Annotated in this window: 13 protein-coding genes; 5 read left to right on the forward strand and 8 right to left on the reverse strand. The window is 64.6% G+C overall.

What is annotated here, in order from left to right:
• Positions 1–117: 117 nt before the first annotated feature.
• Entirely contained in the window at positions 118–1347 is a 1230-nt protein-coding gene (gene alr, locus ACODRW_RS03825; protein ID WP_488905210.1) for an alanine racemase, read from the reverse strand.
• Between the two features lie 237 nt (positions 1348–1584).
• Between alr and ACODRW_RS03830 the strand changes: the two genes are divergently transcribed.
• A complete protein-coding gene (locus tag ACODRW_RS03830) occupies positions 1585–2499 on the forward strand; it encodes a hypothetical protein (RefSeq protein WP_488905211.1) in 915 nt (304 codons plus the stop codon).
• Positions 2500–2505: 6 nt separating this feature from the next.
• On the opposite strand, the gene ACODRW_RS03835 is transcribed toward ACODRW_RS03830, so the two are convergent.
• Both ACODRW_RS03835 and ACODRW_RS03840 read right to left on the reverse strand, forming a co-directional pair.
• A complete protein-coding gene (locus ACODRW_RS03835; RefSeq protein WP_146176767.1) occupies positions 2506–2976 on the reverse strand; it encodes a hypothetical protein in 471 nt (156 codons plus the stop codon).
• A gap of 324 nt (positions 2977–3300) precedes the next feature.
• The gene (locus ACODRW_RS03840) at positions 3301–3642 is read right to left on the reverse strand and encodes a hypothetical protein (RefSeq protein WP_227105936.1); all 342 of its coding nucleotides are present in this window, start codon (positions 3640–3642) and stop codon (positions 3301–3303) included.
• 299 nt (positions 3643–3941) lie between these two features.
• Between ACODRW_RS03840 and ompR the strand changes: the two genes are divergently transcribed.
• On the forward strand, positions 3942–4667 hold the full coding sequence (gene ompR / locus ACODRW_RS03845; protein ID WP_043636475.1) for an osmolarity response regulator transcription factor OmpR: 726 nt from the start codon (positions 3942–3944) through the stop codon (positions 4665–4667).
• A 3-nt stretch (positions 4668–4670) separates the two neighbouring features.
• Entirely contained in the window at positions 4671–5975 is a 1305-nt protein-coding gene (locus tag ACODRW_RS03850; RefSeq protein WP_107801364.1) for an ATP-binding protein, read from the forward strand.
• Between the two features lie 38 nt (positions 5976–6013).
• On the opposite strand, the gene ACODRW_RS03855 is transcribed toward ACODRW_RS03850, so the two are convergent.
• Entirely contained in the window at positions 6014–6448 is a 435-nt protein-coding gene (locus ACODRW_RS03855) for an EamA family transporter (protein WP_227105935.1), read from the reverse strand.
• 82 nt (positions 6449–6530) lie between these two features.
• Here ACODRW_RS03855 and ACODRW_RS03860 point away from each other — a divergent pair, with 82 nt between their 5' ends.
• On the forward strand, positions 6531–7385 hold the full coding sequence (locus ACODRW_RS03860; RefSeq protein WP_488905212.1) for a LysR family transcriptional regulator: 855 nt from the start codon (positions 6531–6533) through the stop codon (positions 7383–7385).
• Here ACODRW_RS03860 and ACODRW_RS03865 read toward each other — a convergent pair.
• The 4 genes from ACODRW_RS03865 to waaC form a co-directional block, all read right to left on the reverse strand.
• Positions 7382–8242, reverse strand: a complete 861-nt coding sequence (locus ACODRW_RS03865; RefSeq protein WP_305883556.1) for a methylated-DNA--[protein]-cysteine S-methyltransferase — start codon at positions 8240–8242, stop codon at positions 7382–7384. The two genes, ACODRW_RS03860 and ACODRW_RS03865, sit on opposite strands and share 4 nt — an antisense overlap.
• An 89-nt stretch (positions 8243–8331) precedes the next feature.
• Complete coding sequence (locus ACODRW_RS03870) at positions 8332–8934, reverse strand: CBS domain-containing protein (protein WP_107801360.1); 603 nt, start codon at positions 8932–8934, stop codon at positions 8332–8334.
• A 257-nt stretch (positions 8935–9191) separates the two neighbouring features.
• Complete coding sequence (gene waaA, locus ACODRW_RS03875) at positions 9192–10466, reverse strand: lipid IV(A) 3-deoxy-D-manno-octulosonic acid transferase (protein WP_488905213.1); 1275 nt, start codon at positions 10464–10466, stop codon at positions 9192–9194.
• Entirely contained in the window at positions 10463–11422 is a 960-nt protein-coding gene (gene waaC, locus ACODRW_RS03880) for a lipopolysaccharide heptosyltransferase I (RefSeq protein WP_107802083.1), read from the reverse strand. The genes waaA and waaC overlap by 4 nt, the downstream gene beginning before the upstream one ends.
• Before the next feature lie 529 nt (positions 11423–11951).
• On the opposite strand from waaC, the gene ACODRW_RS03885 reads away from it, so the two are divergent.
• Positions 11952–12689 (forward strand): glycosyltransferase family 2 protein, encoded by a 738-nt coding sequence (locus ACODRW_RS03885; protein WP_253314770.1) that lies wholly within the window; start codon positions 11952–11954, stop codon positions 12687–12689.
• Positions 12690–12757 lie beyond the last annotated feature (68 nt).

A 12757-nucleotide genomic window follows, 5' to 3' on the forward strand; every position in this document is an offset into this window, starting at 1 on the left:
GTCCAAACCAGGGCAATTCGCCAGCAGACTGTGAAGACTCACACGCCGCCGCCGCGAACGGCGGCGGCGCGGCCAGGCTCAGCGCCTATTCAAAACGCGCGCGGCCTTGAACCGGCTCTAGCGGTTCACCAGCAATTTGGAGTTGGAGTTGCCCCACACCGTGTACAGGTCGGCCAGCAAGGCGCCGTTGATGTCCTCCAGCTCGGCGGCGCCGATTTCGCCCTTGCCCTGCTTGCCGAACAACACCACCTCGTCGCCGATCTTGGCGCCCGGAATCTCGGTCACGTCCACCATCAGCGTATTCATCGACACCTTGCCCACCACCGGCGCGCGCTGGCCGTTGATCAGCACATGCGCCTTATTGGTGAAGGCGCGGCGATAGCCGTCGGAATAGCCGACCGGGATATTGGCCAGCAAGGACTCGCGCTTCAGGGTGTAAGTACGGTCGTAGCCTACAGTGTTGCCGGCCGGATAGCGGTTCACCGCCGCCACGCGCGATTTGAAGGCCATCACGCGCAGATATTCGGTATGGCTGGGCACGGTGTCGCCGAAGATGGCGCCGCCCGGACGCACCATGTCCAGCCGCGCTTCCGGCACTTCCAGCGTGGCGAAGCTGTTGGCGCAGTGCAGGGTGATCTTGCTGCGGTCCAGGCCGCCCGCCTTGATCAGCCAGGCGCTTTCCTGCTTGAAGGCCGCCAGGCCTTTTTCCACGTCGGCCTTATCCTCCACCGGGAAGTGGGTCATGATGCCCACCACTTGCAGATTGGGCAGCTTGAGCATGGCCAGCGCGTCGCGGCGGCCTTGCTTGCTGGCCAGCTCCACGCCGTTGCGGCTGATGCCGGCGGAATTGATGGCCAGATGGATTTGCAGCGTCTTGCCCTGGCGCTTGGCCAGCGCGGACGCCTGACGCGCCAGTTCCAGATTGCCCACCAGCTCTTGCATATCGTATTGCAGGCCGTCCGCTATCTCTTCCTGCGTGGCGCTGCGCACGCGCGCCACCACGCCCTTATAGCCGCTGACGCGGGCCACGCGGGCCTCTTCATTGCTGGCGATGCCCACGCAGGGAATGCCCTGGGCGATGATGGACGGCATCACGTTGGCGATGCCGTGGCCGTAGGCGTCCGCCTTCAAAATGGCGCACACCTTGGTGTCGGCGCCCACCAGGCGCTTGAGTTCGGCCAGATTGTGATCCAGCGCCGCCTTGTCGATTTCCAGCCAGGCGTTGCCGCGCGCCGCTTCCGCGGTGGAGCCGCTGTTGGCCGCGGTCAACGGCGGCGCCGCCATGGTCAGCGCGGGCGCCAGGGCCAGGCCCAGCGACAAGGCCAGCAGTGTTTTCTTGAATTGCATAAATCGTCCCCCGAGTGTGAATGCCGCTTGCCGACAAGGCCGTTCCGGCATCCGGGAGATGATAGGAGGCAGATATATTCATGTCGATATGAATATTCACTGCTAGTCCTGGTTTTGCATAAGCGCTTGACTGCGCGCAAACCCGGCAACGGCGAGCGGCCCTTGCGCGGCGCGGCGCGGCTATCCATCATGAAGGGGCGGCGCGCAGCTTCCGCGCGCCATCTCGAGGTTATTCCGATGCGGCAATCCCTATTCCTTCGCCGGCTGGCCGGCTGCTGGCTGGCCGTCCTCATCGCCTTGGCCGGCGGCATGTCCCCGTCCGTTCAGGCGGCCGGAATGATCTACGTCGGCCACGCGCCGGAAACCCCCGCCGACGAGCGCTACGACTATCACTGGGCGATTCTGCGCGCGGCGCTGGACGCCACCCGCCCGCGTTGGGGAGATTACAGCCTGCGCTTCGCCCCGCGGATGAACGAAGCCCGCCAGCTGCAGGAACTGGGCCACCCGCGCGGCCGGCTCAATGTGGTGATCCGCGAAACCAACCGCGACTACGAACGCCGCTATCTGCCGGTGCGGATTCCGATAGACCGCGGCCTGCTCGGCTATCGCGTGCTGCTGATCCGCGACGCGCGGCAAGCGGATTTCGACGCGGTGACGGGTCTGGCCGACTTGCGCCGTTTCAGCGTCATCCAGGGGGACGGCTGGGGCGACAACGCCATCCTCAAGCAAGCCGGGCTGACCGTGGTGACCGACCCCAATTACGAGGGCCTGTTCCGCATGCTGGAACGCGGTCTGGGCGACACGTTCTCGCGCGGCGTGGCGGAAGTGGAGGAGGAGATCCGCGTTTACCAGCCGCAATACAAGCATATCGCGCTGGAGCGGTCTTTATTGCTGTACTACCCGCTGCCCACCTATTTCTGGTTCGGCCGCGACGCGGAAGGGCAGAAGCTGGCGCAACGCGTGGAACAGGGCATGCGGCTGATGCTGCGCAACGGCGAATACCAGCGGCTGTTCCAGAAATACCACGCCGGGCTGATCCAGCGGCTGGACCTGAAGCACCGGCGGCTGATCCGCATCGACAACCCCTTCCTGCCGCCCAGCACGCCCTTCGCCGACCGCGGCCTGTGGTTCGATCCGACCACGGCTAAATAAACGCGCTCACTCCGCTTGCAAGGCCTGGCGCACGCACAGCCGCTGGGCTATTTCGCGGTCGGCGCATTTGAGTTCGGCCTCGGCGCGGGCGCGGCAGCGCGCGGGATTGGCCGAACGCGCGCAATCCGGCGGCGGCAGCCGCTCGTTGATGCAGACGCGGCGCGCCTTGCCTTCCAGCCCGTCGCAAGAGCTGTGCGCCGCCCGCAAGGCTTCGCACCGCTTGGCGTCGCGCTCGCGCAGGCAGCTCAAGGCCGGCGTGTAAAATTCCAGGCAGGCGTGCCGCCCGTTGACCGGCAAATCATTGCAGGCCATCGTGCCCTGACGGTGCAGCTCGCAGCGCTGCGGCGCGGTGGCGCGGCTGCAATCCCATTGCGCCGCCGCCGCGTCCGCCAGCCAGCACAAGACCAGCCCCCATCCCCAGGCGCGCCGCAACGCGCCGTATCCCCTATTGTTTTTCAAGGCATGCCCCTTGCGCATGACCGCTTATCTCCACGCCCGCCTAAGCACAGCTGTTGACGATCCGCTCAATGTCGAAATGCTGATGCGCCGCGTGTACTGTTCTTTCTCAGCCGCAACGCCTTGTCGCTCGCGAGAGCGTGAACCGCTTTTATTGGGCGAAAACGACGCTGCGCGCTAACGGCGCGGCGGACGGCCAGCCAGGCTCATGCCGGCGAAATCGTTTTGCTCCGCAAACCGTTCCGGCAATGAGAATTGGAATTGGAATGAAAAGGCTGGCGTACTCTATTCAAAGCTTATCAATAGAAATCTCGCTTCGCCAGCCGGGCTTGACGCGTCGGAGGCTCACTCCGAGCCGCGTTTGCGGCGGTCGCGCCAGAAATGAGGCTTGACGCGATCCGGCGGCGGCGGCGCGGCGCCGTCCGGGTTCATCCGCCAGTACGGCGGCGGCGCGCGATGCATCAGCTCCGGCGGCAAATCGCCGTCCTGCACCGCTTCGCGCAGGCGCAAATTGCGCAGGCGGCGCAATTCCTTGCAGTCAGGATCCGGCCGCGCCTGGCAGCGGCGGCTAGGCGCCGGCTCCAGGTCCGGCGGCATGGGGCCGCGCTCCTTCCCTCGCGCCAGGGCCGGCGCGCTGGCGAGCGCTTGCAGCAAGGCAAAGATGAGAAGAATCGGCAACCGCGTCATGAAAGCTGTTTTATCCTGTCGAAGGGGCTGGTAAAGGGCTCCGGTCCCAAGATCCGGGCCGGCGAGGGCGGACAGCATACACCATGCGCCGCCGATGCCAAAGGCATCTCCCCGCGGCCAAACCACCGGAACGCCTCATTAGGCAGCCTAGACTCGCGGCATGAGGCAGACATGAGCGACAATCGCTGATTTGTTAAGGTGTGTGATCGCGGGAACCGGCTTAACATATCTTCATCAGGCGCGCTGCCGCAGCCCGGGGCCAGCCGCTAAGCTGACACACCGCTCCGAGGAAAAATCGCATGGAACACAATAAGATACTGGTCGTCGACGACGACGCCAAGCTGCGCGAGCTGCTCACCCGCTATCTGAGCCAGCAAGGCTACGCGGTGGAGGCCCTGCCGGACTCCAAGGACCTGGACCGCAAGCTGGCGCGCAATCGTCCGGACCTGATGGTGCTGGACGTGATGATGCCGGGCGAGGACGGGCTGGCCGTGGTGCGCCGGCTGCGCGCCCAGGGCGAAACCATTCCGGTGATCATGCTCACCGCGCGCGGCGAGGACATCGACCGCATCCTCGGCCTGGAAATGGGCGCCGACGACTACCTGCCCAAACCGTTCAATCCGCGCGAGCTCACCGCCCGCATCCAGTCGGTGCTGCGCCGTCATCACGCCACGCCGGCGCTGGGCGCGCGCCACGACGCCGACGAGGAAGTGAGCTTCGGCGAATTCGTGCTCAATCTGGGCCAGCGGGAACTGCGCAAGGCCGGCCAGCCGGTGACGCTGACCAGCGCGGAATTCGCGGTGCTGTCGGTGCTGGTCAGCCATCCGCGCCGGCCGCTGACCCGCGAGCAATTGATGGAAATGGCGCTGGGCAAGGGCAATGGCGAATCGCTGGACCGCAGCATAGACGTGCATATCTCCCGGTTGCGCAAGGCGCTGGAAAGCGGGGACAGCCAGCTGCGCTTCATCCAGACGGTATGGGGCTACGGCTATGTGTTCGTGCCGGACGGCACGCCGCGGGAGTAAGCGGTGCGCAAGCTGACCGGCTCGCTGTTTTTCCGGCTGGCGGTGCTGGTGGTGCTGGTGGTGCTGACCACCCAGTTCGTCACCCTGTGGATGGCCGCCGGCGAACGCCACAAACTGCTGGACAAGCAGCTGTATTCGCAGACGGTGGACACCCTGGCCTTCCTGGAAGGCACGATGGAGGCGATGACCAACACCGAGCGCGCCGAATTCCTGGCCGGCTACAACCGGCCCGGCCTACCGCGCCTGCTGCCGATCAACGCCGATCAAGGCGTCAATTTCACCGACTACGTGCCGCGCCTGGGCGAGACCCTGGCGCAGCGGCTGTCGCACGGCCTCAACGAGCCGATAGAAGTGCGCCACGCCCAGATCGACGATCGCAGCGAGCTCTGGGTCAATGTGCACGTGCTGGACCAGGCCTACTGGCTGGTGCTGCCCTTCGGCCGCTACAGCGACCGCCCGATCAACACCATCATGCAGGCGGCGCTGCTGGCCTCCATCGTCGCCAGCCTGCTGGCCTTCGTCGTCGCCTGGCGGGTGACGCGGCCGATCAGCCGCGTGGTGCTGGCCAGCCGGGAACTGGCCGCCGGCACCATGCCGGCCGCGGTGCCGGAGGACGGCCCGCGCGAGGTGAAGGTGCTGGCGCATAATTTCAACCTGATGGCGCAAGCGCTGGACAGCGCCGCGCGCGAGCGCCGGCTGATGCTGGCCGGCCTGTCCCACGATCTGCGCACGCCGCTGACCCGGCTCAAGCTCTCGCTGGAACTGCAGCAGGACAGCCCGGATCAGCACGATATGCTGGCCGACATCGACGAGCTGTCGCAGATCGTCCGCCAGTTCATCGACTTCGCCCGCGCCGAGGAAACCACCCGGCTGGAGCCGGTGGCGCTGGCCGACCTCGCCGCCAGCGTGGTGTCGCGCTTCGCCCGCGAGGGCATGGACGTGCGCCTGAAGCGGCTGGCGGAGCCGGAGCTGCAAGGCGACGGGCTGGCGCTGGAGCGCTTATTGTCCAATCTGCTGGAAAACGCGCGCCGCTACGGCGCGCCGCCGGTGGAGGTCTGCGTCGAACAAGACAACGGCTTCGCCGTGCTCAGCGTGCTGGACCACGGCAAGGGCATTCCGGCCGAGCTGCGCGAAACCGCGCTGGCGCCGTTCGAACGGCTGGCCGAACACCGCGGCACCGACGGCGGCAGCGGCCTCGGCCTCGCCATCGTCAGCCGCGTGGTCAAACAACACCGCGGCCGGCTGGAGTTCTGCGATCAGGCGGACGGCTTCAAGCTGGCCGTCCATCTGCCGCTAAACGCCGCTTGATAACGCGGTCCGAGCGTCGCCCGTCTATCGGGCGGCGCTCAGCGGAAGCGCAGCATCATCCACAGCCCGCCCATGCTCAAGGCCATGCCGCCCAGCTTGCCCAGCGACGGCTGTTCGCGAAACAGCAGATAGCCCAACGGCAGCAACACCAGCGCGGTCAGCACATTGGAACTGAGCGCCGCGTAGCCGACATGCCAGCCGGCGCGATAGGCCAGCAAAAAGCCCAGTTCGATGCCGACAATACCCGCCGCCACGCCCAGGCTGCTCCAGTTCAGCGCGGCCAGCCCGCGCTGGCCGCCGCCGGGCAGCCACCACATCCCCAGCACGCACACCAGCATGGCCACGCCGTAACTGACCGCCAATGAAAAGAAAGGATTCGCCGCCTCCGGCACCTGCTTGATCGACAGGTGATAGACGACGGAGCCGGCGACCGCCAGCAATAAAGCCGCGATGAACATGTTTGAACGCCTCATGAGAAATATCCGTCCCTAGGCTAAACTTTCCCGCCGCTTATAGGTAGACTGAAAAATCAGGGCATTGTTATAAGAAAAAATCATGACTGGAGATTTGGACACCGGCTTGCTGCGCGCGCTGATCACGGTGGCGCGCCACGGCAGCATCAACCGCGCGGCGGCGGACTTGGGGCGCACGCAGCCGGCCTTGAGCCTGCAACTGCGCAAACTGGAACAGCACTGCGGCCAGACCCTGTTGCGACGCTCTCCGCGCGGCGTCAGCCTCACCGCAGCGGGGCTGCAATTGCTGCCCTACGCCGAACGCATCGTCAGCCTGACCGAACAGATGCAGCCGACGGCCGCGCCCGCCGCCGCGCGGCGTTGCCGGGTGGGCCTGATCGAGGATGTGATCAGCCGTCATCTGCCGCAGGTGCTGGCCGACTTCGCCGCCACCCAGCCGCAGTGGCAGCTCGAAGTGCGGGTGGCCCTGGAACGGGAACTCAGCCCGGCTTTTCGCCAGGGAGAACTGGATCTGCTGATCGCCAACCCGCGTCAGTGCGGGCTAGAGCGGACGCCGAGCTGGGTGCTGGAATACCCCTTGCAATGGTTGGCGCGCGACGGCGTGAAACCGGAAGCGGAGGTCCTGCCCTTGGTGATGTTCTCCGCGCCCTGCAGCTGGCGCGACGCGATGCTGCGCGCCTTGCACCAGCTTGACCAGCCTTATCGCATCGTCTTCGAAAGCACCAGTCAGCTGGCGGTGCAAGCGGCCTTGGAAGCGGGCCTGGGTGTGGGCGCCCTGTTTCCCGACGCCGTCTCCGCGCAGCTGCGGCCCTTGCCGGAACACAGCCTGCCGCCGCTGCCGGCGGTGCCGCTGGCGCTCTACCGCCAGCGCGACGACGACGGGCTGGAATTGCTGTCCCGGCTGTTCTTCCGCGCGCTGGGCCAGTTCGCGGTCTAGGCCGGCTGCAAACCCGCCATCACCGCGCCTTCCCAGCCTATCAACTCCACCTTGCGTTCCGCGCCCCAGCGGTATTCGCCCAAAGCGCCCTCGGCTCGTATCACCCGGTGGCAGGGAATCAGCCAGGCCACCGGATTGGCGCCCACCGCACTGCCCACCGCCCGCGCGGCGCGCGGCCGCCCCACCGCGGCGGCGATCTGGCCGTAACTGGCGAAGCCGCCGTAGGGAATGGACAGCAGCGCGCGCCAGACCTGGATCTGGAAATTGCTGCCCTGCACCCGCAGCGCCAGCGGCGCCTGGCCTTCGGCGCGCAGCGGCTCGAACATGGCCGCGGCCACCTCGGCGCCGCCACCGGGAACATGGCTCAACGCGGCCTTGGGCCAGCGCCGGCTCAGCCAGGCCACGGCCTCTTTCTCGTCCGCGACGAATTGCGCCGCGCACACCCCACGCGCGGTCCGCGCCACCAGCACCGGGCCGAAACGGCTGGCTTCCACGCTCCATTCGATCGCCAATCCGGCGCCGCCGTTGCGGTATTCGCCCGGGGTCATCGCCTCCAGCGTCACGAACAGATCGTGCAAGCGTCCGCCGCCGGACAAGCCCAATTCATGCGATAGCGGCAACAAGGCCTGTCCGCCCAGCCTGGCCTTGGCGGCCTCGCAGGTCAGATGCTGCAAAAAGCGCTTGGGGCTGACGCCGGCCCAGCGGGTGAACAAGCGCTGCAAACGCGATTCCGACAGGTGCAACGCGCCGGCCAGCTCGGCCAGCTCCGGCTGGCGCTCGGCGTTGGCCACCAGATAGCGGATGGCGTCGCGAATGCGGCCGTAGTCGCGGTCTTCCTCGAGAATTTCGCCGTGCATGGTCTGCTCTCCATTCGATCACAGCCCCAGCATAAGCAGATCGGGCCGCCGCGGCGACCCGATTCTTGCCCACTTGCGCGCCGCGCCCCTCATATCGCGTGCAGCAAGGAATATTGAATTTCCGACAGGGCCTGCGGCACGCGGATGAAGGAAAGCGGCATGCCCAGCAACCTGGCCATGTGGGAGGTGGAGAACAGGCCACACAATTCATGATGGCCGCTGCCGGGGTTGAACTCCGCCACCAGCGCGTGCTGGCGTCCCATCTGCTTCATCGTCGCCACCATATGACCCACGCTGGCGTGCTCGATATCGCCCAGGTTCAAGGCTTCCAGCTGCTTGCGCGGCGTCATCACATCGCCCACGCCGATGTCCGCATAGTGCTTGCCGTGTTCCTTCATGCACTGGATGGGCCGCTCGCCCAGCAGATCGGTGGCGGTGATCAGGCCGGCGAACTGGCCATCGCCATCGTGGACGAACAGCAGCCGAATGCCGTGGCTGATCATTCGGTCGTGCGCTTCGCGCAAGCTGGCGTTCTGATGAATGCCCACCGGATTGATCAGCCGCAAATCGGTCATCACGTCCAGAGCCGGGCTGTTCAGGGTGATAGGCGGGTGCGGGCGCTGATCCAGGCGCACCAGGTCGGTGGTGGACGGCAGGCTCATCGTGGGCAACACGCTGTAGTTGGCTAACATGGTAGCTCCTTGTCTTCTTAGACAGCGGAGTCGATGCGGCGGCGCTTTGCGCCCGTCATATTCGATCTGTCCGCTCGGAAGTTCTCCGACGGCGTGGACCGGCCTGGGGCATGACTGGATTTTGCACGTCCTTCCCGGGCCGGCGGCCTCGGGAGAACCGCGTCGGCGACGCGGCTCTTGTTTGAAGAGTAGAAGAAGGCGCGGCGCAGATCAGCCGGCGAATGATTAATTTTTTCGCAAACGCGGCCGCGGGTCCGTCATTCGTCCCGTTCGGCCCTCAGCTTGCGGCGAAACAGGGCACTCATGCGCTGGCTGGCGCCGCGATGGGCGCCGCTGAAGGCCAGCGCCGACTCGCGCATCGCCTGACGGCGGCACTCATCGCCCAGCAGTTCCACGACGGCGCCGATCAAGTCCGCCGCATTGGCCACCTGGCGCGCCGCGCCGGCGGCCAGCGCCAGCGCCGCCGCCTGCTTGAAATTGAAGATGGACGGGCCGAACAGCACCGGCACGCCCACGCTGGCCGGTTCGATCAGATTATGACAGCCCAAGGGCAGCAGGCTGCCGCCGACGAAGGCCAGGTCGCCGCAGGCGAAATAGGCGAAGGCCTCGCCCATGCTGTCGCCCAGCCAAACCTGGGTGGCGGCGTCCACCGGCGCGCCGTCGCTGCGGCGCTGCACTTTCATGCCGCGGCTCTCGGCCAGCGCGGCCGCTTCGGCGAACCGTTCCGGATGACGCGGCACCAACACCAGCAGCGCGTCGCCCAGCGCTTGGGCCGCGGCCCGCCAGGCGTCCAGAATCAAAGCCTCTTCGCCGTCGCGGGTGCTGGCGCAGACCAGGACCCGGCGTCGGCCTATCCTGGACTTGAATGCTTCCGCCAGCGCCAGCTGCGCCGGCGGCGGCTGAATGTCGTACTTGGTGTTGCCGCAGATTTCGACGGATTTAGCGCCCAATTGACGCAAACGTTCGCCATCTTCCGGCGTTTGCGCGGCAACGGCCCTCAAAGCCGCCACCGCGGGCGAAATCAGACCGCTGATTTTCAGATAGCCGTTCAGCGATTTTTCAGACAAGCGCGCATTGGCCAGGAACAAGGGCACCTGCTGCTCGGCCGCGGCGTGAATCAGATTGGGCCACAGCTCGGTTTCCATCAACACGCCCAGGCGCGGCCGGTAGGCGGCGAGAAAAGCTTGCGCGGCTTGCGGATAATCGTAAGGCAGATAACGCACTTCGGCGTCGGGATACAGCTGCAAGGCGGTGGCCCGCCCGGTGGGCGTCATCTGCGTCATCAGCAGCGGCGCGTCCGGCCAGGCTTCGCGCAGCGCCGCCACCAAGGGCTGAGCGGCGCGGGTTTCGCCCACCGACACCGCGTGGATCCAGATCGCGCCCTCTGCGCGCGGCTGCAATTGACTGCCGAAACGCTCGTCCCAGTGTTCCAGATAAGCCGGCGCCTTGCGCGCCCGCTTCTTCAGATAGTGCCGCACCAGCGGCGTGGCCAGCAGCCAGGCCCAGGAATACAGTCTGCGTTGCCAGTTCATGTCCAGTCCTTGCGCGCGAACAAGGCTTGCAGCGCCTCGTCCACCGACGGGCACAGCCCTATGCCGCCCAAATTGGTGGCCCACGGCGTTTCCACCACGCCGGTGGCGGCCGGATCGGTATCGGTGTAAATCGCCGCCAAGGGCACGTTCAAGGCATTGGCCAGATGAGTCAGCCCAGTGTCCACGCCCACCACCGCGTTGGCGTGGCCCAGCAGGCCGGCGGCCTCGATCAGGCCCATCTTGGGCGCCACCACCGCGGCCGGCATCCGCGCGGCCAGCCTTTCGGCGCGCTCGCGTTCGCGTTCATTGCCCCAGGGCAGCACCATCACCAGATCATGCTGCATGGACAGGCGTTTGCCCAGTTCCACCCAATGGCCTTCCGGCCACTCCTTGGACGCCTTGCTGGTGGCGTGCAGCAATACCGCGTAGCGGCCGGACAGCACCCAGGCGGGCCGTTCGCCGGCCGGCACCCCGAAACGGGGCTCGCCCTGCGGCTGATAACCGAACACCCGCGCGAACAAGAGCCTGTTGCGTTCTATCGCCGACAAGCTCCAGTCCACCTTGTGGCGCTTATCGTAAAAACAGCTGGCCAGAGACTCGCGCGCGCTGCCCCAGTCGTAACCGGTCAGCGGCGCCTTGGCCCAGCGGGCCGGCAAGGCGCTTTTCAACAGGCCCTGGCTGTCCACCACCAATTCCCAGGGCGTGTCGCGCAGTTCTTTGCGCAAAGCCCGGATCTCGCGCCAGGTGGAGGGCAGCCACCAGCGTTTGCGCCAGCGCCGCCCATTCAAGGCGATCACCCTGTCCACCGCCGGATGCAAACGGGCAATGTCGGCGAAAGCCTCTTCGGCCAGCCAACTGATGCGGAAATTCGGGTAATGCGCTTTCAACTCGGAAATGGCGGGCCAGGTGTGGATAAGGTCGCCCATCGACGAGGTGCGCACAATCAGCACATTCATCATGGCGCGCATTGTACCCGAGCATGGCTGTGGTTAACCAAGTAAAATCCCTGCAGTTCAATTGTGGATAAAGCGCTGTGGACAACTGAGCGCGAATTTATCCACAATTTGCAATGTCGCAGCGCACCTAAACTATCCAAAGCCCATCAACAGGACAAGTAACTGAACCCTTTGAAGTTTTTGTCGCTTATCCACAGCAATGGCCGACTATATCAGTTTCATCAATATAAAATTGCGTTAAAGAGTTATCGGTGGCTGTAGCAGCTAGGCAGGCAAATTCACGCCATGCACAAGCAGGTGGGAACAAAGGGGATCGGAGCTGTGGACAAGCAGGGACTTCACCGTTCTCTCAGATTTATCCACAAGTCTTCCGTCTGCAAAACGCAGGGTGAACAACAAGATTCCAACTTGTACAACATGATGAAAACAATGGAAAAAACAGGGTTATCCACAGAAACGGGACGCCTTCTACCAGTTTCTTCAAATTACATATGGGAAAACATATAACAAGATGCGTGCGCGAATTAGCGTGGTGCTAATCACCAAGAATGCGGAAACCTCGCTGGAAAAATGTCTGGACAGCGTGGGCTTCGCCGATGAAATCGTGCTTGTGGATTCAGGCAGCACCGACAGGACATTGGCGATAGCTTCCGCCTATAAGGCAAAAGTTATCCACCAAGACTGGCTGGGATTCGGTCCTCAGAAACAATTGGCGGTAAGGGCGGCCAGCCACGACTGGGTGCTGTGCCTGGATGCCGACGAGTGGTTGTCGGAAAATTTAGTCAATGAAATCAAAGAACTGCTGGACAATCCACAGGCCACGGCCTTCCAGTTCCCGCGTTGCAACCGTTTCATGGGTCGTTTTCTGAAACACGGAGAAGGCTATCCGGACTGGTCTTTGCGCTTGTTCCATCGCGCTCACGCGCGTTGGTCCGACGATCTGGTTCACGAGTATGTGATCGCCGACGGCCCTGTGCATAAGCTGCGTCACGAGCTGATGCACGAATCCGGCGAAGACATCGCGCTGTATCTGAGCAAGCAGAACCGCTATACCAGCTTGCAGGCGGAACAACTGTTGCAAAGGGGAAAACGTGTGGGTATTGCCAAACTTATCCTCAGCCCGCTGCTGCGCTTCGTGAAGTTCTATTTTTTTCGCCGCGGTTTTCTCGACGGCGTCCCCGGTTTGGTCCACATCAGCATCGGTTGCTTCAACAGCTACATCAAATACGCCAAATTGATCGAACTGCGACGGCTGAAGAACAAATAACCGGCTTGCCGGCTATCCCTCCTTATGCTGACAATGTCATTTCCTTGAGCAACTAGGCGAAGACAGAT

It is taken from the genome of Chromobacterium sp. FG89, assembly GCF_057808735.1.